This window comes from Glaciimonas immobilis, assembly GCF_011947285.1.
Taxonomy (GTDB): domain Bacteria; phylum Pseudomonadota; class Gammaproteobacteria; order Burkholderiales; family Burkholderiaceae_D; genus Glaciimonas; species Glaciimonas immobilis.
This window is the reverse complement of the sequence record NZ_JAAOZT010000013.1, coordinates 96,060-118,121: the sequence shown is the minus strand read 5'-3', so window position 1 is coordinate 118,121 and position 22,062 is coordinate 96,060. Positions and strand designations below refer to the sequence as shown.

The following is a 22,062-nucleotide window of genomic DNA, read 5'->3' as shown; positions in this document are numbered from 1 at the left end:
TCTGAGCCAGGATCAAACTCTTCAGTTTAATCTCTGTTTTGTGGCATTGCTGCCTGGCCGAACTTTTAACAGTTCTGCCATCGCTCACTCAAAATACTGACAGGCTACATCTCAAGTTTAACCTTGCGAAGTATCCTATTTTCTTCTTTTGTGAACATTTAATGTTTTAAGTTATACGCCAACGACCGAAGTCGTTGCCGCTGCACTTTCATTAAACGCCCACACTTATCGGCTGTTAATTGTTAAAGAACCTGATTCTGCTTGGCGTCACACCGAAGTGTTCGCAGCCCCGACAAAGCGTTTTGTTTGTCAGCAACAGAGAGATGAGATTATGGGGCATTTTACGTTTTGCATCAACTTCTTTTTAAATCGTTTTACAAAAAATTCACAAACAATTTAAAACTAAATCAACCGCTTTTTTACCGCGTAAAACACCGCACTGTACAACCTCGTTTCTGCCTCAAATTTCGCTCTCCACATCGCTTACGTTGTGTTGTTTATTTCGCGTCGTTTTCAACAGAGGCCGAACTATAGCAAGGCAGTTCACCAATGGCAAGCGGTTTTTTAAATAAAGTTTTATATCTTTTTTCCCACCTAAAAAGTAGGCAAATTAATGTCTGTAATTTGCGCATTTTTAGTCAGTGTATCCAAGCGTATAGCGAGACAACCAAAAACATCGTACAAAAAAATTTCTTCAATCAAACTGTCATAGACAGCGGCTTCATCAAATCCAACCCCAACATCTCGGCAAATTTTGCACACTGCGCGGCATCCTTCCCGCAAGGCAGTTCACGCAATGCGGCAAATGCAATCCATTTAGCATCCACCTCAAAAAAGTCGCGTAAGTTAGCCCGCGTGTCGCTACGACCAAAGCCATCCGTGCCCAAGGTGACATAACGTGCCGGGACGTAGGCGCGAATACTTTCCGGCATGCTCCGCACATAGTCACTGGCGGCGATGACGGGTGCGGCGCTCCGGCCGAGCTGTTGCGTAATATAAGGTTCTGTGGACGCGTTCGCCAGCCGCTGATTGCGTTCTGCCGCAATACCGTCACGGGAAAGCTCGGTATAACTGGTGACGCTCCATACTTCCGCAATCACACCAAACTTTTCCTTCAACAGAACGGCTGCCACAATTGCCTCTTTAAGAATCGGCCCGGCACCCAACAAGCGCACGTCAGGAGCTTCTTGCGACTGCAGGCAATACATGCCGCGTTTGATTCCCTCTTCAACACCTTGCGGCATGCTCGGCTGTGCTTCATTTTCATTAGTGGCGGTGATGTAATAGAAAACATCCTCGTTGTTATCCAGCATACGGCGCATACCGTCCTGCACGATGACCGCCAATTCATAAGCATATGCCGGATCGTAGGAGATGCAATTCGGCACAGTTGCCGCCATCACATGGCTAGAGCCATCCTGATGCTGCAAGCCCTCGCCCGCCAGCGTAGTGCGACCGGAGGTGGCGCCAATCAAAAATCCTCGGGCGCGCTGATCCGCTGCGGCCCAGATCAAATCCCCAATACGCTGGAAACCAAACATCGAGTAATAGATATAGAACGGCAACATCGGCAAACCATGCACTGAATAACTGGTCGCCGCTGCGGTCCAGGACGAGATCGCACCCGCTTCGGTGATGCCTTCTTCCAGAATCTGTCCGTCCTTCGCTTCACGGTAGGACAGGATAGAGCCGATATCTTCCGGCTCATACAACTGGCCTTGTGCCGAATAAATGCCGACTTGCCGAAACAGATTCGCCATGCCGAAGGTACGCGCCTCATCGGCCACAATCGGCACAATATGCTTACCAATTGCAGGGTCTTTCAATAATCCGCCCATCATCCGCACTAACGCCATCGTGGTGGACATATCTTTATTGTCCGCTTCCAGCGCAAATTTGGCGTACGAACCGACCTCCGGCACCGCCAGTTTTGTCTGTAGCGTATTGCGGCGCGGCATAAATCCGCCCAGCGACGCACGTCGCTCCAGCAAGTGACGCATTTCATTGCTGTCATCGGCTGGCTTATAGAATGCCAGCGCTTCGCAATCGGCATCCGAAATAGGTAAATGAAAGCGGTCGCGGAACGCGATCAGATCGCCGGTGTCGAGTTTTTTCTGCTGATGAGTGGTCATCTTGCCCTGCCCCGCCGCGCCCATGCCGAAGCCTTTTTTGGTTTGGGCTAATATCACGGTCGGTTGACCACGGTGATTGGCGGCTGCCTGATAGGCCGCATAGATTTTTTTCATGTCATGACCGCCGCGCCGCAAGCGATCGATCTCGTCATCGGTCAATGTTGCGCCGATGGCCTGCATTGCCGGATTCTGCCCGAAGAAATGGGTACGATTAAACGCGCCGTCATTGGCGGCAAAGGTTTGAAGCTGACCGTCAACGGTGACATTTAAGGCATTGACCAATTCACCGGATTTATCCCGCGCAAACAGCGGGTCCCAATCGGAGCCCCACAATAATTTAATCACATTCCAGCCCGCGCCGGTGAACAAGGTTTCCAGTTCATCGACAATATGGCCATTACCACGCACCGGACCATCCAGCCGTTGCAAATTACAGTTGACCACGAAGACGAGGTTATCCAGCGTCTCCCGCGACGCGACGCTGAGCGCGGCCAGCGATTCCGGCTCATCCATCTCGCCATCGCCGAATACGCCCCAGACCTTGCGGCCCTGCGGCGCCAGCAAACTACGATTTTCCATGTAGCGCATAAAACGTGCGTGGTAAATTGCGCTAATTGGGCCAAGGCCCATCGAGCCAGTCGGAAACTGCCAGAAATTCTCCATCAGCCACGGATGTGGATACGAGGACAACCCTTGCGTGCCTCGCTTCTTGCCTTCAATTTCCTGCCGATAGAATGACAATTCTTTTTCTGTCAGTGTGCCTTCCAGGAAAGCGCGAGCGTAAATACCGGGGGCCGAATGCGCCTGAAAATACACCAGATCGCCGCCAAAAGAGTCTGTCCGGGCACGGAAAAAATGATTGAAACCAACTTCAAACAAATCCGCCGCCGAGGCATAACTGGCGATATGACCGCCCAGTTCGCCGTAAGCGCGGTTAGCCCGCACCACCATCGCCAACGCATTCCAGCGGATCAGACTGCCGAGATGTTGCTCGGTCGCGAGTGCATCCGAACCACCGGGAAACGGTGGCTCGTCTTCCACCCGAATCGTGTTGGTATACGGTGTATTGCGCGAGTCACGCCACTTGATGCCCGACTTCTGCGCGGTTGCACTCAGTCGCGATAGCAAATAACGCGCACGCTCAGGACCGGCGGCGGCAATCACGCCCTGTAATGCGTCCACCCACTCGTTGGTTTCCTGTACATCGCTATCGAACTGACCATTTAAATTGTTGGCGGATGACATTTCCATGACCTTCATTCCTCGCTTGATAGGTAGATTAGTTTACCGAAAGAAAAATAGCTGGGGATACAACGACAGCATTGCGCCACATGCCAACTCAGGCATGCCGCGGAAAATTCGAAATTCTGCAGCGGCATTACAATAATGATCGGACTTTTTATCAGGTTAAAGCAATTTAACGGATGTTGTCGCTACCATTAACATCATCCGCAATTGCAGAGCAATACTATCTTCACATCAGAATCTCTGCAGAATGAGCATGCGTCGCTGACAAGCACGCACGTTATAATAAAAAGTTGTCACCCAGCAAAGCAAAGGGTCGATCGATTTTAATAACAACGGGCGCATTCACAACAATGACTAAACCAACAATTGTGCTCGTCCACGGCGGGCAACATAGCAAGACCTGCTGGAACCCGACCATAGCTGCCTTGCTTCGTCTGGATAGCACAGTAAAAATACTAGCGGTCGATTTGCCGGGTCATGGCGATGAACCGGGCGATCTTGGAACCCTGACTATTGCTCAATGTGTTGATAGTGTCACTCGTCAAATCCTTGCCACCAATCCCGAACGGGTTGTGTTGGTCGGTCATTCCATGGCCGGTATCACTATTCCCGGCGTGGCGGCGCGATTAGGGGCGGCGACGGTACAACGGATGATGTTTCTTGCCTGTTGCGTGCCGCCGAACGGACAATCCGTACTCGATACGCTGCACCCGCCGATGAATATCATCGCGTCATTTGAAGCGAGAAGAAAAAAAGTTTCACAGCCATTACCGGGCTTTATTGCGCGCTGGGTGTTTGGCAACGGCATGACGGCGGATCAAAAGCAGTTCGTCGTCGAAAGTTTGTGCCCGGAAAGCACCGTGGTCACGCTGGAACCGGTAGATCGGTCGGATATGCCTGTGGTGCCGATGGATTGGATTCTCACGTTGCGCGATCGGGCATTAAAGCCTGTAGCCCAGCGTCAGTTTATCGCCAATTTGGGCGGCGTAGATGCCGTCATTCCGCTAGACACCTGTCACGATGCAATGATTAGCGAACCGCTTAAACTCGCTGAACTCATTTTGAAGCGCTGCTGATTGTTGCGTCGATTTGGTTGGTTCGGTTGATATCGCTCAGATAGATTTTCTTTGCTTGACAAATAAGGCTACTCACCTAAAATAACATCCATACAGATGGTATATGGATGCCCAAGGGAGTTTTATGAACGTAATAGCCTTAAAACAAAAAATTAGCGAAAGTGAAAAAATCACCATTAATTTGGGATTAATTGATCTTGGCCAGATTGATTTGCTGGTACAGGAAGGGTTTTATTCGAACCGTACCGATTTGATTCGCACAGCTATTCGCAATCAATTGACGGTTCACGCAGAAACAGTGAAGCAAACCGTTGCGCGTAAGAGCTTGGTGCTGGGAATGCAAACTTATTCCCGTGCGGAGCTGCAGACCCTGCGCGACAACGGACAAACACTCCATATTCAAGTACTGGGGTTAGCCACCATTGCCCTTGACGTGTCTGCCGAATTGGCGTGTGCCACTATCGCCTCAATTTCTGTACTGGGGGCATTTCATGCGAGTGCTGCAGTAAAAGCGGCGCTCGCGGACCGAATCCATTAATTAAAACTTAATCGAAAGAAAGCCATGAAGATAACTGATTTTATGCGCGACCAAATGCGCCAGGTTACCCGCAAATTTATGTCGGGCAATGCAGCAGAAGCAACCGCAGCGATTCAAAAGTCCCTTAAAGAAAAAAGCACTCACTCCGGTGCCGGTACGGGTGCTGGCGGCCCAAATATGCAGCAATTTATGAAAGACCTGATGCCAGACAAAAATGTCACACCAGACATTACTGGCGCCCAGACCGAACTGCCGCAGTTTGTTACAGACTTGCTCCAGCGATTGGGGGTTCCGGCACAAGGCGCGCCCAACGTCAGCGATATATCGGGCGATGCGGAACAGCACTCGCCAACGTCCGATAAGGCCCGCTCCGACACAACAGTACCGGGACAGTTTTTGAGCAAATCATTTACAAATCAGGCTGGTACGCGCACCTACCGGTTGTACATCCCCTCAACTTATAAAGGGCAAGCAATGCCGCTAATGGTCATGCTGCACGGTTGCACGCAAAACGCGGACGATTTTGCCAAAGGGACGGGAATGAATGCCGTTGCCGAGGAATCGCAGTGCTTTGTTGTCTATCCGAATCAGACCCAGGCGGCAAATTCTTCCAAGTGCTGGAATTGGTTCAAATCAGTGGATCAGCAACGCGATCAGGGCGAACCGTCAATCATCGCAGGCATTACCCAGACAGTCATTGATGACTACAAACTGGACGCGGGTAAAGTGTATGTGGCTGGCCTTTCGGCGGGCGGGGCGATGGCTATTATCATGGGGACCGCCTATCCCGACATGTACGCTGCGGTCGGTGTGCACTCCGGTTTGCCGTACGCAGCCGCGCATGATTTACCTTCTGCATTGGCCGCAATGAAGGGCAGCGCAGCACCAGCCTTCAATCAACGCTCGGCAAATGCCCAGCTAAAATCCATTCCTATCATCGTTTTTCACGGTGACCGGGATGCTACCGTCAGTCCACGCAACAGTGAAACGCTGATGGCGCAAAGCGTGCCTGAATATCTGGACGACGAACTGGCTCAAAAAGGCGAAGCCGGCAAAGGTGGCAAGCCGGTGGTCATCGTCGAGGAAGGTAAAGTGCCGAACGGACACACTTATACGCGCACATCGCATCATGACCGCAACGGACGCGCGATGGGTGAACACTGGCTGATCCATGGCGCAGGACATGCTTGGGCGGGCGGGAGTAAAACCGGGTCTTATACCGATGGAAGAGGTCCTGATGCTACACGTGAAATGATGCGCTTTTTCTCCACGCAGTCGCGCGCGTAAATGTAAGCGTAAAGCACCGAGGAAATGCAATGAGCCGCTAATCTCTAGATCGGTGCCAAAGCACCGCCCGAAAATATCCGGCACTTGATGCACCGGCGCGCCGTTTGCGGGTACTCCACTGTTGGCGCGCCCTTGCTTCACATTTTTACCTCAAACTCTTTATACCTTGCCTAGCGCATTCATTGGCGTCCGGAAAGTCTCCCGTGCTGTCAACACAGAAATTGCCGAAATGATCGAGGTAGTGGTGACAAAAATGGCGACCGGTATCCAGCCGTCCACGCCGGGCCGAAGAATCGCGGCACTAATGGTCGGTGCAAAGCCACCCAGCGCAAAACCTACCTGGGTGCCAATAGCCATGCCTGAGAGCCGCACCCGCGTGTCAAACATCTCGCCGTATAGTGACGGCCAAACGCCATTCGCGGCGCTATAGACCACACCGGACAGGAGCAAACCAAGCGCAAAAATCATAGTAATATTGCCCTGACTAATAGCCCACAAATAAGGCCATATCAAAATCGCTGAACCGATCGCACCGAAAAGAAACACCGGCTTGCGACCGATGCGATCCGATAGCATGGCAAACAGCGGAATCGCCCCCAGCGCCACCACATTTGCCAGAATCAGTACCGTCAACATCGTCGCGCGCGGGATGTGTACAGTATTGACGGCATACGACAAGGTGAAGACGCTGAAGATAGTGCTCACCACCGATATCAACGCCGCAAATACTACGCGCAACAGGTTGGCTTTATAGTTGCGAAACAGGACCGCAACCGGCAACCTGGATTGCTTGTGCGCTTTGTCTTCCTCATTAAAGGCCGGTGTCTCGGGCAAGGTCCGACGGACCCACATGCCGACGGCCACCACAATTGCACTCAGAAAGAAAGGAATCCGCCATCCCCAAGACAGCAGCTGGTCTTCAGGTAAGGCTGAAATCGGCAGGAAGACCAAAGTAGCCAGGATCAAACCAGCCTGCGTGCCACTTAATGTAAAGCTGGTAAAAAATGCCCGGCGATGCGCTGGCGCATGCTCAAGTGTCATTGAATTGGCACCCGCCTGTTCCCCTGCTGCCGATAAACCCTGCAACATACGTAAGACGACCAGCATGATCGGAGCGGCGATACCGACTTGGCCGTAGGTCGGCAACAGGCCGACCAGAAATGTTGAAATTCCCATCAACAACAGCGTGAATGTCAGTACTTTTTTACGGCCATATTTATCGCCGATATGACCGAGTAAGACAGCACCAATCGGGCGTGTTACGTAGCCCACGCCAAAGGTGGCGAAGGCGGCAACGGTGCCGGCAACCGGATCAAACGAAGGGAAAAAAATCTTCCCGAACACCAACGCTGCTGCGGTGCCATAAATAAAGAAATCGTAATACTCTACCGCACTGCCGATCCAACTGGCTAACGCCGCCTTACGCGGCGAACTGAGTGACTTTTTTTCTTCGCCAGCCCCAGGCTGCGCGCGATTTTGATGAGGAATTGCAGATGATGACATATTGTTCTCCATGAATTATAGTTAGCCAGGATTTCCGAATGAATGAATACTCCCGAAATTCCCGGTGCAGAAAACTTTAAAACCGATGCAAGACACCGGCCTGCAAACCAACCAGACGTCTGCCATTGATATCCGTACCCGCCAGATTAGCTGTAGGTCCCGCTGATCCGCTGAAACGAAAACCAGCATTGGTATCGTTCTTCATGTAATTGGCAAAACCATAGAACGTGGTTCGCTTTGACATCTCGTAATAAGCACCGACGTTGCCGCCTTTTGCGCCCGCATCGCTATTGGAAGTGTCCTTCATTACGCCATACAACGCGCCGATCCGTAACTGTGGCGACAGACGGTAGTCAGCCGATACCTGATAGATGCTATACATCCGCAAGACGCCAGGGTTACTCCCTGGAAATGCGTTAGTTGGGATGCTGACATTGCTAAGGATACCGGTGGCATTGTTACCGTTGGCATTACCGGTCACATTATTGCTGCGCACATAGGCCAGGTACACTTTACCTTTGCCGTAATCGTAGTCGGCGTACAGGTTGTGGTACACCACGGCGTCCGCATACACAGCATTGGCCAACGGCTTAGCCCATAACCCGGCATAACCTGCACGATACGACCCGTTAGTGTAATCGACGCCAGCCTGATACACGCCGCGTGTGCCAATGTTCTCACCGGCGGTTTCAGTCATCGCGTAATGCAGATCGACCTGAAAATTGGCAATGCGCGGTGATTTGTACGAGATGTCATTGTCGTAGCGCGACGGCACCCCAAATGTATTGATGATTGAGCCGAAGGTAGTGCGTTCGGTGTAATCAATGGCACCGCCGATAAAGAAAATGATGGTGTTCTGGCGCCCGATACGGAACTCACCGCCCGGGGTATTGATACCTATCCAGGCCTGGCGGTCAAAGATGCGCGGCGCATCAGCCAGAGCGCCGGTATTAGCGCCGAATCCTTGCTCCAATGTGAACTTGGCCTGATAGCCACTGCCCAGATCTTCGACCCCGCGAAAGCCAAGGCGACTGCGCAAAATCGCGCCATCATTCAAGCCGGTGACGCTCTCACCGCTACTGCTGTGGATGTAACCGATATATTGATCCACGTCTCCGTAAATTGTCACATTGGACTGTGCTTGTGCAAGGGTGCAAAACGCTGCCAATCCGCAAACCGCGGCAAATTTTTTTTTCATAACATCTCCTGATTTTTTACTATGTTGATTGACACGCCGCAAAAACATAGCGTCATCTCCCACCTCGATAGCGCTCAGACTGAGGACCACCTTCATTCAAACCGGCGCAATTTTCAGCACTAAAAGTAGTGATTAATAGCGTCGCCGGGCCAACCTAAATCGGGTATTTTTTGAAATATTTAATGCGGCGCAGGCTGAAAAGCGAGCGCAGCCACTGACAGTGCATATCCTTGCACTCCCAAACCTACTATCACGCCATGTGCGACCGGTGATATCCAAGAGTGGTGGCGAAATTCTTCGCGTGCGTGGACGTTGGAAATATGCAGCTCAATAAGATGGACCGAAGCGCCTTTAATGGCATCGTGCAAAGCAATCGAAGTATGCGTGTAAGCACCGGCGTTTAATATCACCCCGGCTAATGTACCTGCCGCCTGTGCCAGCCCTGCCTCATGGATCCAGTCGATCAATACACCTTCGTGATTGGACTGACGAAAGTCGAGCGTAAATCCGTGCGTATGGCAGGCATCGTGACAGATGGTCTCAACATCGCTCAACGTCTGAGCGCCGTAGACCGCCGGTTCACGGCGTCCGAGCAAGTTTAAATTGGGTCCGTTGATAACGAGAACGGATTTTAGGCGTGTGGTCATACTTGTCTCCTTTTATTCGCCGCGTTATTATTTTTTTTCGGCTTGATATTATTATGTTTATATCGTTCTTAACGCTACGCCATCGTCGGGTGATCAGCGGTTGGCTGAAGCACCTGCAAACTACGGCGCAGCACTTGATCGGTCACCCATTTTGCAGCGCGATGCGCGCGCCGCGCAACGATTTCGGGCGACAATTGCAGATAGTCATCATTGAACACTTCAAAGCTATAATCACCGCGATAACCGCCGCGGTCCAATCGACGCAACAAATCGGATAGTTCTTGCGAGTGCGCGCCCTCCCCCGGAAACACGCGCAGATGCCGTGCTGTTTCCAAACGCTCTTCTGCGCTACGAATATCGCGCCACATATAATCGGACAGCTGCACCATCGCGATCTTATCGCTTGGAATATCCACAAGGCCGTCCAGATCAGCCTGATTGGCGAGCATGTGGAAAGAATCGATGACCACGCCAAGGTTGGAGTGATCGGCTAATTCAACCACCTCCCATGATTGCAAGTATTGATTAATATGGCGGCCCCAGGACAACGCCTCGTACCCAATTTTTACGTCCAGCGGTATCGCCAGGGTAGCTAATTTAGCCAGTTGGGCGGCAATCAAAGGCCGATCATTTACAGCATGTGCAGAGGTACTGGAGCACACCATCAACAAAGGCGCACCGACGGCCTTGCACATTTGCAGCAAATTCTTGGCTATATCTAGTTTGTACTCGTGCAAAGTGCCACTCAAACCCTCAAAATCGCGCATGACCTGAATACCGGTAACGCGGATGCCACTAGCCTTCACCAGACGGACTGCTTCGTTCAAGCCGCCCGGATGACCTGCCAGATCCTTGGCCCACAACATAATCTGGGTAAAACCTGCGCTTTTGGAGGCACTCAGTTTCGATTCAAGCGGACCCGCCAGCGTGATGCTATCCATGCCAAAATTACTCAGATTCATATTGCCCCCAGCACACGAAAATCATCCGAAGAAACACCGGGCCAGCCGAACAACTCCAGGTAAAGAGGCGCTTGCTCAATCATCATTTCGCGGCCCTTCTGAATTCGACAGCCATGTGCTTGCGCTTCTGTTAGCAAGCGCGTCATTTCGGTTTTCATACCGCAATCGGCAACGATGCAGGAAAGCGACACATTGCTTAAATCAAGTGGTAAAGGATCGTCCGGATTCATGCCCAACGGCGTGGAATTAACCACCAGATCATATCCTTCGGCCTGAGGCTTGCCGATAACTATTTCGGTTTCTGGAAACGCCTGTTGCAGGCGTGCGCGCAACGCTTCTGCCTGGGGCAGGCGGGTATCGTAAATGGCTACATGACCGATACCGCGGGTCGCCAGCGATGCCGCGACTGCGCAGCCGACACCGCCGCTGCCGACCACCAAAGCGTGCGCATTTGCCCAGTTGAACGAGGTGCTGCCGCAGGTACGGTCAAAGGCGCGTACAAACCCTTCGCCATCAATCAAATCACCGATTAACGTCTGGCCATCAGCGGCTTTATAAATTGCGTTACAGGCACCCGCTAATAAAGCGCGTGAAGTCGGCTGGTCAACCGCCTCCATACTCATGGGCTTGTGCGGAATGGACACGAAAATGCCGCCAACATTCTCCATCGACATTAACATTCGCACCGCGTCTTTGTATAAATGCGGCGCAATTTTAAGCGGAATGACGCGTGCGTCTATCCCTGCATGGGCAAAGTAGGCATTGAATAATGTCGGTGCTTTCACTTGCTCGACCGGCCAGCCGATCACAGGAAAAATGCGGGTGGTACCGGTAATATCAAGCATTTTTACTCTCCAGATCGCTGACGACCAGCTCAAAGCTCACGCCACTTTTATAAAGTTGTGTCAACGCACCTTTTTCGTTGACCTGGGTGGGTTCCCGGTCGATAAAAATGATCCCGCGTTGTTTCAACTCGCGCACCGCCGCCAGAACGTCCGGCGCACCGAGGCCAACGCGTATCAGTTGTTCGTCCCATTGCAAACCGGCTGCGCCGTCAGGTGGCTCAACTAATTGCAAATAAAACTGATGGCACGGACTCTCAAGCAACGTTCCCTTTGGCAATACACCAAAATAGTGGCCTTGCGGCAATAACCGAAAATCCATCAATTGCTCGTAAAAGTCGATCCATTCCGGCGAACGATCACGCCCGATGGTTTGCACCACGCCAAAAAAATGCAAACCTGCCACCGCAGGCGGATTTACGGGCGCGTTGGGGATAGGTTTGAAGTCCACGTCGTATATTGAGAAATCCTGAAAACGGTCGACGAAGTACAAAATTGAATCGCCAGCGCCGTGCACGCCGGGGATATTCAGTTCCATGACGCCGGCCCGGGTTTCGATGGCCCAGGCCCCCATAGAAATTGCGTGGCGGTAAGCCACGTCGGCATCACGTACGCGCAATGCGATCGCGCTGATCACCGTCGGTTGCTGTTCGCTGTCGGATTGCGGTAAGGCCCGCGGGTCGGCATTTACAATCACGTTCATCGAACCTTGTCGATATAACGTCACCTCACGCGAGCGATGACGCGCGGTGGACACAAAACCCATTTTTTCGAGTAATGCGCCAAAGGCCAGCGGTTGTGCCGTTGCGTACTCAATAAACTCAATCCCGTCGATGCCGAGTGGGTTATTAGGTTCTGGGTTGTGCTCCTGCGCAATCATGATGATCCTTGGCGAATTTGATAAGCCAAGTATAGGAGCCATTGATTAAAAAAATAGGCGTGAAAAACCGCTATACTGCGCTAATCGCTCAACGCGCGCGATTAGCGCACAAGAACAGGATTATTTTCAGATGAAAAAGCCAGAATTGCACAATATTCAAATAGCGAAGCGCGATCTGATTGATGGCTTGATTAAAGGCATCGATGTCATCACCGCTTTTAACGATGATACAGCGCGGATGTCGGCCAGCGAGCTGGCTGAAAAAGTCACCATCAGCCGCAGCGCTGCGCGCCGCTATCTGTTAACGCTGGTACATATTGGTCTGGCGGCGACCGATGGCAGCAATTTTTGGCTAACGCCGAAGGTACTGAATTTAGGCCGCTCCTATCTCGATGCCGCGCGTTTGCCACGAGCGATAGTACCTTTTCTGCAGCGCCTTACTTTGCAATTGCAAGAATCAACCAACTATTCCGTGTTGGAAGGGGATGACGTTGTGTATGTCAGTCGAGTCAATGCGCCAAGACTGCTTACCACCGGATTTGAACCGGGGACGCGCTTGCCCGCTTACACCTCTACCGCTGGCAGAGTGCTATTGTCAGCAAAGCCGGATGTTGAATTGCGCGCCTATCTGGAGCGGGTTGAATTAATCGCCTACACCCATTTGACGGTGATGGATAAAGAACAGTTGTATAAAGAACTGATCGCTATCCGCGAAGATGGTTTTGGGATAACGGAAAATCAATATGAAGTAGGATTTCGTGGCATTTCGGTACCGGTTAAGAGTCGCCGTGGTGCGCTGATCGGTGCGCTAAGCGTGTCGATGATGATTTCAAGCTGTTCCCGCGCCGACGCTATCGCCCGTTGCGTCCCTGCATTGCAGGCGACGGCCAATACGTTGATGTTGTGGGTATAGGTGGATAAATAGATGAATAAATAAGCGTCTAAAGACATAATTATTTACACGCTCTAAAATAAGCACCCAGCGCAAGGTGGACGTACCAAATTACAACAAAGCAGCCAGTTCTATCTGCACCTTCAACAACGCAGGCAGGCAACGCTCAACGATATCCACAATAGGCATGCGCGCCGCGTGCACGCTGACGTTCACCGCAGCCACAGTTTCACCGCGAAAATTTCTGAGCGGTACCGCAATCGTCCTCAAACCCAGTTCAAGCTCCTGATCCACCACGGCATAACCTTGGGCACCCGTACGGGCGATTTCTAACAAGAGCCGCTCTTTGTTCACGATGGTATGCACAGTAACGGGTTCAAAATGCAATCGATCCAACATCGCGTTAATCTGGTGCTGAGGCAGATTCGCCAACAGCACCCGGCCATTGGCGGTATAAAACGCTGGCACCCGTGTTCCCGGTTGCAGGGTCGCCGATACCAGCCGACCAGCGCTGACGGCAGCGACGCACACCAGTTCATCATGATCCAGAACACCGGCAGAAGCGGCTTCTTCCAACGCGTACGCCAGTTTGTATAACAGTGGTTGCACGATGCGCGGTAAGCGTGCCGAATGTAAATACGACTGCCCCAAACGCAACACCTTCGGCGTGAGAGAAAATACCTTTTGCTCATGGCGCATATAGCCCAGATGTGCCAGGGTGATCAGGTATCGTCTGGCGGCCGCGCGCGTCAGGCCCACGCGCTGGGCCACCTCGCTGATGGTGAGTTTTGATCGTTCCTGATCAAAAGCTTCGATGACCTGCAAACCTTTTTCCAGACCGGAGATCAGGTCACGCTTTAGCGGCCCATTATCGACGGCAGCGTCTTCAGCATGTGGTAATGCTGCTTCGGTTTGACTGTTCTTATTTGGTGGAATAGATGCTGGCACAGAAAACCCCTTTTTTGGGCGATTGTCGCACAAAAAGGGCGATAGGCGGCTATCGCAATACCGGGCTACCTTGTTTACCGTCAATTCCTCATCTATTATCTGAATACTCATTATGAAATGTGCTTAAGCGCTGCATCAATTTAAGTCATTGCGCTGCCCTGATTTCAAAGTCTGCGCATTTGCAGCATAACAATATGGTCCGCCAAATTTGACTAAATTCCGCTAAATATTTAGCGCGCTATCCAATGACGGTTATCTACCAGAAGGAGACAATACATGAGATTCGACCAAACAGAACCGGGGGTTTATCCAGCCCTCATCTATCCACCCTACACATCCACCCATAAACGTGGCCCGACCCATGAACCGCTGCGGATTCGCGCTACGGCACCGGTCCAGACCAATATCGCCGCGTCTACTTGTTTGATCCTGCCGCACGATAATGATTTGACCGCGCAAGGTCAGGGCGAACCGTTGGGTGAAAAGATCGTCGTTACCGGACGTGTACTCGATGAAGACGGCAAACCCGTGCGCAACTCATTGGTCGAAGTATGGCAATGTAACGCTGCAGGCCGTTATTGGCACAAGCGCGACCAACACGCCGCGCCGCTCGATCCAAATTTTTTCGGCTCCGGCAAGATGCTGACTGATGATGATGGTCGTTATCGGTTTGTGACCATCAAACCCGGTCCTTATCCGTGGGGCAACCACGCCAAGGCCTGGCGTCCGGCGCATATCCACTTCTCGTTGTTTGGTAGCGTTTATGCGCAACGGTTAGTGACGCAGATGTATTTCCCTAGCGATCCATTGTTTGATTACGACCCGATTTTTCAGAGTATTCCCGATCTGGCCGCACGTCACCGCCTGATCGCACGCTTTAGCATGGACGAGACGGTCAGTGACAAAATGCTCGGCTATTATTTTGATATTGTGTTGCGTGGGCGCGATGCCACGCCGATGGATCTTTAAAGGAAATCACATGACCTCGCTTATCACCACCACCCAGACCATCGGTCCGTTCCCGCACGAAGCATGGCGTTGGGCCGTTGACGCCACCCAAACACTGATCAGCAAAGCACCAATCATCACCATTAGCGGCGTGTTGCGCGATGGCGACGGCACGCCGATTAACGACGGTTGGGTTGAAGCATGGCTTCCCGATGCTATTGCAGCTGAGTCCTCACAAGAGATACCCGGATTTCGGCGTATTCCCAGCGACGATCAGGGTGGCTTTCGCATCGAAGTGTCGCTACCGACTCCCGCTACCGCTGGCAAACCCGTGTTGTATGCGACCATATTCGCACGCGGCCTTGGCAAGCATCAATTCACCGCTGTGTTTCTTGACGATGACAGCGGACTGGCTCAATCCGAGATCCTCCAACAGGTGCCTGCGGAACGACGCGACACCTTAATTGCGCGCAAACAGGCTGAAGGTCAATATCATTGGGATATCTGGATGCAGTCCGACCAGGAAACCGTATTTTTCGATTACGTTTAATTTTCTCACCCCTACTACGCGTAGAACGGAGCTCATGTGAGCGTTTCTCTATTTGACACTTTTCTCACCACGCCAGACATGATCGCCGTGTTTGACGATGCTTCCGTCGTGCAAGCCATGTTCAGTTTCGAGGCCGCTCTGGCACGCGCGCAGGCCGCTGAAGGGATTATTCCTGACACGGCAGCCCGTGCCATCGCCAACGTCTGTAACGCACAGTTATATGATATTCCGGCGATCGTGCACGCCAGCAGACGCTCTGGCAGCCTCGCCATTCCGCTGGTCAAGGAGCTGACCAAGACCGTCGCGCTCTTCAGTCAGGAATCCGCGACCTTTGTCCATTGGGGCAGCACCAGTCAGGATGCGATCGATACCGGTATGGTGCTGGTCACGCGTCAGGCACTGAAGCTATTGGACGACGGTCTCGACATGCTGATAGAAAGTTTGCTGACGTTGGCGCAATCTCATCTATTCACGCCAATATTGGCGCGCACATTGATGCAACCGGCGCAGGTGACCAGCTTCGGTTTCAAGCTGGCAGGCTGGACCGCGCCGTTAATGCGCGCCCGGGTGCAATTGCGGCAGACCGCGCAACGTGCGTTGCAACTTCAGTTGGGCGGCGCAGTCGGCACGCTCGCGGTGATGGGCGCACAAGGTCCTGCGGTCATGCGCCGGGTCGCCGCCGATCTTGGATTAGCGATTGCGGACGCCGCATGGCATACCCAACGCGACGAATGGATGCGATTAGGAATGGAAGTCGCCGTGCTGGTCGGCAGTCTGGGTAAGATCGCAACCGATCTTAGCCTGTTATCGCAGGGAGAAATCGCCGAACTGGCCGAACCATCCGGCAGTGGTCGGGGCGGTTCATCGGCCATGCCGCATAAACGCAATCCGGTCTCATCCATGATTGCGCTGGCAGCCACCACCCGCACCCCGCATCACGCTGCGGCTTTACTGGCAAGCATGGGCCAGCAACATGAACGCGGTTTAGGTAATTGGCAGGCCGAACTGGCCGAGTGGCCGGGACTATTTCTCAGTGCGCATGGAGCATTAAGCGCGCTGTCTGAGGCGATGGCCGGATTACAGGTTGATACCGCACGCATGCGCCGTAATATCGACGGGCTGCAAGGCTTGGTATTCGCGGAGGCCGTATCGATTTTCCTGGCTGCCGCGATAGGCCGACCGCAAGCGCATAGCTTGATGGAACAACTTACGCAAAAGGCTGTTTCCAGCGGCTCCGGTCTGGATGTCGTGGTCATTGATGCTGTGAAAAAGGACGGTCGCCTGCGCGATAAAATCGATCTTGATGTGCTGCAGAACCTTTTCGATCCCGTCGCTGCCACGACGCCTGCGGAAGCCCTGGCACGTCCACAAATACAAAAGATAAGGGAGGTTATGGCGACATTGACTCCTCTACCCTCAATCCCTTTATTGAAAGCGAACATATCATGAGCTATGACCCTGTTGACCATAATTTTGAACGCGGCATGGAAAACCGCCGACGTATACTCGGGGATGAATGGGTCAACCGCTCGGTCAACAATGCCACCGAATTCAACGCAGAATTTCAACATTTAATCACCCGGTTTGCCTGGAATGAAATTTGGGGACGCCCGGGCCTGGACGCCAAAACACGCCGCATCATCGTGCTCGCCATCACCATGTCCCTCAGCCGCTGGGAAGAGTTTGAGCTGCATCTGCGGGCCGCGTTATTGGGCTATGCCGAGACACGTTTAACGCCAGACGAAGTGAAAGAAGTACTAATGCAAGCGGCGATCTATGCAGGCGTACCGGCAGCCAACACCGCCTTCACCCATGCGCAACAGCTTCTGCGTGAAATCGGTGCGCAAATCGGTTATCCGTTAGCGCCATTATTACCCGCCAACACCTGCCATCCGGGGATTGGACATGAAGGCATCACCACCAGCAAACCCGCACTGCATTACAGCGTGCGCGCTCCGCGTAACGGCAAGTCGCCGCGCCAAACCATCGTCCTTAGCCATGCATTGGGTTGCGATTTAACGATGTGGGACGGATTGGCGAACCTGCTGGCCGCGGATTGCCGCGTGATTACCTACGATCAGCGCGGCCATGGCAGCTCCGATGCGCCGCTCGGCAATTACACCATCGCCGAAATGGCCGACGATGCGGCGCGCCTGTTGCGTGAACTGGACTCGGGCCCGGTAGTCTGGATCGGGCTGTCGATGGGTGGCATGGTCGGACAAGAACTAGTGTTGCGTCATCCATCACTAGTCGCCGCGCTAATCATCGCCAATACCACCTATGGTTACCCTGACGCAGCGCGCGAAGCGTGGCAACAACGGGTGGAGACTGTCTCTGCGCAAGGAATCGAAGCCATCGCCGATGCCGTCATGGGACGCTATTTTCATGAACAGTTCCGCGCCGAACACAGCGCCACCGTGACCCGCTTCCGCCAACGCCTGACCACCACCGATGCTATCGGCTACATCGGTTGCTGTCACGCGGTAGGCCACGTGGATACGCTTGCGCGTCTGGCGCAAATTGGCGTTCCGGCCCTTGTAATTGCGGGAGAACGCGATCAAGGTACGCCGCTGGAGATGTCGCAAACGCTGGTCGATAAAATTCCGCAGGCGCAACTCGTCGTACTAAAAGACGCGTCGCATTTAAGTGCAATTGAGCAACCGACAGCTTTTGCGCTGGCGGTTACGGCGTTTTTGCGCGAGTTGTGATTTGATGAGGGCTTGTCGGCTGACATCCCCCTGTCCCGCGTCCCGGCTAACTGAGCGGCAAGGTGCGCCACGAACCTGTCTCAGTTGCGATGTCTGCCCAGGCTGGTCGCGCTGAGGAGCGAACATTCTACACTGCCAACACAGTCCATTCGGACGCGCTAAAGTTGACCGCCTCCGATCCAAAAAATCTCAGCGAGCAAAGTTGGCGCTTTCCCAAATTACGGTACACAAAGCCGCTTTGGGATCAAGGAGGAGGCAGCTTGGACGACAGATCCGACGAATGGCTAATCGTCGCTGGCAATAGCAAGCAACAACAGCAAGCAATTTAACGCCCATCTATTTTTTCGACCTTTGGGAGAAAACAAATGAAACCGTTGATTTTGTTATGCATGGGAACGCGGGCAAAAATTATAAAAATGGCACCCGTTTAATTAAATAAAAAAAAAGGATATGCGCCTGCATACGCGCGCGCATCCAAGGGTCCAGGGTCTAGGGTCTGTGCTAAAAATACTTGTTATTCTTGCCTTGATTGGCTTAATGCCGATAGCAGAGTCAGCCTTTGCCACGGCATCGAACGGTATCAACGATTTTCTGCGAGAGCAACAGGCTGCAAGTTGATTACTTCGGTTAGCCACGGAACCTTTTCGGCCGCTGCGCGAAAAGCATCATTCTCGCTCTGAAAGTGAAGTCCAGAATAATCGCCAACCAGCGTCCAGCTTCATAGATCCTCGGGGTCTTTACGAAAAACTCTAAAATTAAAGGTTCCGTCAGGATGATCCATAAAATCAACACAATGCATCCCTGAATCGTCTTCGATACTTTTTATAGGCATATTTTATGAAGGAGCTTGAATGTTTGAGGCTGCTCTGCAAGGACTTCCTCAGGATAAATGCGAATACGCCCCAACCGTTTGAGTAATTGCCGTGCGGAAAACTTAACGATAACGCCATTATCAAATATTAACGACGTCTGATCGGCACCTTTACCCGACTATTTATATCTATAGCGATAATACGCTTTCTTTCCTGCAATGCCTGCGGAGAGGGCGTTATAATTCCCGGTAACCCAATCGGCTTACCATCGGTCTCGTTAGGCAATTTAACGATGAGAATCCAACAATGTTGATGCTAAATGATGCTTAAAATTCTCAAGATATCAAGACCACGGGGGTTTCTAAGCAACATTTATATCGCATTGACGCCCGCTAGCTGCACATAGGAAGTGGGCTGTCAAAACTATCGGGCCTGTACCTCCGCACTGTTACTTGCTAAGTATTTTTATTTGCTCAGCATTGTTACCCGAACAGGTGAAAAAATGAGCAACGCTCGCTTAGTATTACTTTTTCCACATTTCGCCACCCTTTTGGTGCCCTCTTCTGTGCCCTCTTCTGTGCCCTCTTTTGTGCCCTGTCTCATCTCGCGTTGCACCGCGTCGCTACTGAAGCTAAGAAAAAAATTTACGCAACTGCATCCGTCCTCGGGCAGCAGCCAAAAAAGGGATGGCTTAATATGAAACGATTATCGGAATTAGCAGAACTGGGGGTTGCCAACAAGGAGCTTGCCTTTCAAAACGAAGAGAAAGGCAAACGCGCGGCGGAGCTGGCTATTGCCAACAACGAACTTGCCTTTCAAAATGGAGAGAAAGGAAAGCGCGCAGCAGAACTGGTCATTGCCAATAAAGAGCTGGCGTTTCAAAACGAAGAAAAAGAAAAACGCGCGGCGGAACTGGACATTGCCAATAAAGAACTGGCCTTTCAAAACCAAGAGAAAGAAAAACGGGTAGCAGAGCTCGTTACCGCCAATAAAGGACTTGCGGTTCACAACGAAGAAAAAGAGAAACGTGCGGCAGAACTCGCCATTGCAAATAAAGAACTGGCCTTTCAAAACGAAGAAAAAGAAAAGCGCGCAGCAGAACTGGTCATTGCGAATAAAGAATTGGCTTTTCAGAACGAAGAAAAAGAAAAGCGTGCGGCCGAACTGGTTATTGCCAATAAAGAGCTGGCTTTTCAGAATCAAGAGAAGGAAAAACGCGCGGCGGAGCTGGCTATTGCCAACAAAGAACTCGCCTTTCAAAACGAAGAGAAAGAAAAGCGTGCGGCGGAACTAGTCATCGCCAACCAAGAACTGGCCTTTCAGAATGGAGAAAAAGAAAAACGCGTAGCAGAGCTTGTCATTGCCAACCAAGAGCTTGCCTTTCAAAATGAAGAGAAAGGAATACTTGCAACCGAGCTCAATAACCTAGCCTTCTACGACACGCTTACCGGCTTACCTAACCGGCGGCTTTTGCTGGATCGGCTCCATCATGCCTTTGCGTCAAGTGAACGGAGTGGTCAAGACGGCGTGTTGATGTTCATTGATCTGGATAAGTTTAAAGACCTTAACGACACGCTCGGCCATAACTTTGGCGACTTGCTTCTACAACAGACCGCACAACGCCTAAAAGCTTGCACGCGCGATAGCGACACCGTGGCACGACTCGGTGGCGATGAGTTTGTGGTGATGCTCGCTGACTTGAGCAAACAACCGATTGAAGCCGGGCTTCAGGCAAAAGCCGTCGGCGATAAAATTCTCGCTATGCTTAATCAGCCTTATTTGCTGGCCACGCACGAATATCACAGCACCGCCAGTATCGGTGCGGCCCTGTTTAAAAACCACGGCAGGTCTGCTGAAGAACTGCTAAAACGCGCCGACATCGCCATGTATCAGGCTAAAAAAGCAGGCCGCGATACGCTGAGATTCTTTAACCCCCGGATGCAAGAAGTCATTAATGCCCGCATTTCCCTTGAAGGCGATTTACGCAAGGCACTTGAAGGCCTGCAGTTTCGGTTGTATTACCAGATTCAGGTAGACAGTTCGCACCATCGCTTTGGCGTAGAAGCATTGATTCGGTGGATTCATCCTGATCGCGGTTTGGTGAATCCCGCACAATTTATTCCTCTGGCGGAAGAATCCGGATTAATTCTGCCCATCGGGCATTGGGTGCTGGAGACTGCCTGTATCCAACTCAAATTATGGCAAGAAGACGTGCTAATGCGTGACCTCGTCCTTGCGGTCAACATTAGTGCCGTCCAATTCCATCAGGTTGATTTTGTCGCTCAAGTGCAGTCACTTGTACAACACCATGCCATCAATCCGGCACGACTTAAACTGGAAATTACCGAAAGCTCGTTACTGAAAAATATTGAGAATGCCATTACTACCATGACGGCATTAAAAGATATAGGCGTCGGCTTTTCTCTCGACGACTTTGGCACTGGCTACTCGTCGTTGCAATACCTCAAACGTCTGCCGATCTCCCAGTTGAAGATTGATCAGTCTTTCGTACGCGATATCGTCACCGATAGCAGCGACAAAGCGATCGTGTGCGCCATCATTGCCATGGCACACAGTTTAAACTTAGACGTTATTGCGGAAGGCGTAGAAACGGAAGAGCAACGCCAATTTCTCCTCGACAAAGGATGTTCACATTACCAGGGCCACTTGTTTAGCAAACCGTTACCAATCACGGAATTTGACGCATTGCTGTCACAAGTTGAAAGACTTAAGAACGAATAAAAATTGGAAAATGGTAAGCGTCGAGGGTGAATGGGATTTTGTGCGCGTACCAAGTGCGCTGAGTTGTCGGAGTTCTGCGGGCGCGTGCCATTGCTGTCATTGATTAGCAAGGGCGCAACCGGGTCCTGTTGACTTTGACACTGATCGAA

The 22,062-nt window shown here is 52.0% G+C and carries 18 protein-coding genes; 10 read left to right on the top strand and 8 right to left on the bottom strand.

Features of this window, described 5'->3' with window-relative positions:
• Window positions 1-698: 698 nt before the first annotated feature.
• Entirely contained in the window at window positions 699-3,383 is a 2,685-nt protein-coding gene (gene mdeB / locus HAV38_RS19390) for an alpha-ketoglutarate dehydrogenase (RefSeq protein WP_184013470.1), read from the bottom strand.
• A 347-nt stretch (window positions 3,384-3,730) separates the two neighbouring features.
• Here mdeB and HAV38_RS19385 point away from each other — a divergent pair, with 347 nt between their 5' ends.
• From HAV38_RS19385 to HAV38_RS19375, 3 genes are all read left to right on the top strand, one after another.
• On the top strand, window positions 3,731-4,456 hold the full coding sequence (locus tag HAV38_RS19385) for an alpha/beta fold hydrolase (protein WP_168057047.1): 726 nt from the start codon (window positions 3,731-3,733) through the stop codon (window positions 4,454-4,456).
• A 124-nt stretch (window positions 4,457-4,580) separates the two neighbouring features.
• The gene (locus HAV38_RS19380) at window positions 4,581-4,994 is read left to right on the top strand and encodes a CopG family transcriptional regulator (RefSeq protein WP_168057046.1); all 414 of its coding nucleotides are present in this window, start codon (window positions 4,581-4,583) and stop codon (window positions 4,992-4,994) included.
• A gap of 24 nt (window positions 4,995-5,018) precedes the next feature.
• On the top strand, window positions 5,019-6,281 hold the full coding sequence (locus tag HAV38_RS19375) for an extracellular catalytic domain type 1 short-chain-length polyhydroxyalkanoate depolymerase (RefSeq protein WP_245182463.1): 1,263 nt from the start codon (window positions 5,019-5,021) through the stop codon (window positions 6,279-6,281).
• Window positions 6,282-6,440: 159 nt separating this feature from the next.
• Here HAV38_RS19375 and HAV38_RS19370 read toward each other — a convergent pair whose 3' ends face one another.
• The 6 genes from HAV38_RS19370 to HAV38_RS19345 all read right to left on the bottom strand — a co-directional run bounded on the left by HAV38_RS19370 (window position 6,441) and on the right by HAV38_RS19345 (window position 12,313).
• Window positions 6,441-7,784, bottom strand: coding sequence for an MFS transporter (locus HAV38_RS19370; protein WP_168057045.1), 1,344 nt, complete (start codon window positions 7,782-7,784; stop codon window positions 6,441-6,443).
• Between the two features lie 76 nt (window positions 7,785-7,860).
• Window positions 7,861-8,982 (bottom strand): porin, encoded by a 1,122-nt coding sequence (locus HAV38_RS19365; protein ID WP_168057044.1) that lies wholly within the window; start codon window positions 8,980-8,982, stop codon window positions 7,861-7,863.
• Between the two features lie 179 nt (window positions 8,983-9,161).
• The gene (aroQ, locus tag HAV38_RS19360; RefSeq protein WP_168057043.1) at window positions 9,162-9,629 is read right to left on the bottom strand and encodes a type II 3-dehydroquinate dehydratase; all 468 of its coding nucleotides are present in this window, start codon (window positions 9,627-9,629) and stop codon (window positions 9,162-9,164) included.
• Window positions 9,630-9,703: 74 nt separating this feature from the next.
• On the bottom strand, window positions 9,704-10,591 hold the full coding sequence (locus tag HAV38_RS19355; RefSeq protein WP_168057042.1) for a sugar phosphate isomerase/epimerase family protein: 888 nt from the start codon (window positions 10,589-10,591) through the stop codon (window positions 9,704-9,706).
• A complete protein-coding gene (locus HAV38_RS19350; RefSeq protein WP_168057041.1) occupies window positions 10,588-11,436 on the bottom strand; it encodes a shikimate dehydrogenase family protein in 849 nt (282 codons plus the stop codon). Before HAV38_RS19350 ends, HAV38_RS19355 begins: the two co-directional genes overlap by 4 nt.
• A complete protein-coding gene (locus tag HAV38_RS19345; protein WP_184013469.1) occupies window positions 11,429-12,313 on the bottom strand; it encodes a 4-hydroxyphenylpyruvate dioxygenase in 885 nt (294 codons plus the stop codon). The genes HAV38_RS19350 and HAV38_RS19345 overlap by 8 nt, the downstream gene beginning before the upstream one ends.
• Window positions 12,314-12,443: 130 nt before the next feature.
• On the opposite strand from HAV38_RS19345, the gene HAV38_RS19340 reads away from it, so the two are divergent.
• Window positions 12,444-13,226 (top strand): IclR family transcriptional regulator domain-containing protein, encoded by a 783-nt coding sequence (locus HAV38_RS19340; protein ID WP_168057040.1) that lies wholly within the window; start codon window positions 12,444-12,446, stop codon window positions 13,224-13,226.
• A 90-nt stretch (window positions 13,227-13,316) separates the two neighbouring features.
• Here the strand turns inward: HAV38_RS19340 and HAV38_RS19335 are convergent, their stop codons facing one another.
• Window positions 13,317-14,054: an IclR family transcriptional regulator domain-containing protein gene (locus HAV38_RS19335; protein ID WP_184013474.1), complete on the bottom strand. Its 738-nt coding sequence runs from the start codon at window positions 14,052-14,054 to the stop codon at window positions 13,317-13,319.
• Between the two features lie 375 nt (window positions 14,055-14,429).
• Here HAV38_RS19335 and pcaH point away from each other — a divergent pair, with 375 nt between their 5' ends.
• From pcaH to HAV38_RS19305, 6 genes are all read left to right on the top strand, one after another.
• Window positions 14,430-15,122 (top strand): protocatechuate 3,4-dioxygenase subunit beta, encoded by a 693-nt coding sequence (pcaH, locus tag HAV38_RS19330; RefSeq protein WP_168057039.1) that lies wholly within the window; start codon window positions 14,430-14,432, stop codon window positions 15,120-15,122.
• Between the two features lie 10 nt (window positions 15,123-15,132).
• Window positions 15,133-15,651, top strand: a complete 519-nt coding sequence (locus HAV38_RS19325) for a peptidase associated/transthyretin-like domain-containing protein (RefSeq protein WP_168057038.1) — start codon at window positions 15,133-15,135, stop codon at window positions 15,649-15,651.
• 36 nt (window positions 15,652-15,687) lie between these two features.
• Window positions 15,688-17,100, top strand: coding sequence for a lyase family protein (locus HAV38_RS19320; protein ID WP_168057037.1), 1,413 nt, complete (start codon window positions 15,688-15,690; stop codon window positions 17,098-17,100).
• The gene (pcaCD, locus tag HAV38_RS19315) at window positions 17,097-18,359 is read left to right on the top strand and encodes a bifunctional 4-carboxymuconolactone decarboxylase/3-oxoadipate enol-lactonase PcaCD (protein ID WP_168057036.1); all 1,263 of its coding nucleotides are present in this window, start codon (window positions 17,097-17,099) and stop codon (window positions 18,357-18,359) included. Before HAV38_RS19320 ends, pcaCD begins: the two co-directional genes overlap by 4 nt.
• A gap of 62 nt (window positions 18,360-18,421) precedes the next feature.
• Window positions 18,422-18,688: a hypothetical protein gene (locus tag HAV38_RS19310; protein ID WP_168057035.1), complete on the top strand. Its 267-nt coding sequence runs from the start codon at window positions 18,422-18,424 to the stop codon at window positions 18,686-18,688.
• Between the two features lie 1,092 nt (window positions 18,689-19,780).
• Window positions 19,781-21,913 (top strand): EAL domain-containing protein, encoded by a 2,133-nt coding sequence (locus HAV38_RS19305; RefSeq protein WP_245182462.1) that lies wholly within the window; start codon window positions 19,781-19,783, stop codon window positions 21,911-21,913.
• Window positions 21,914-22,062: the final 149 nt, after the last annotated feature.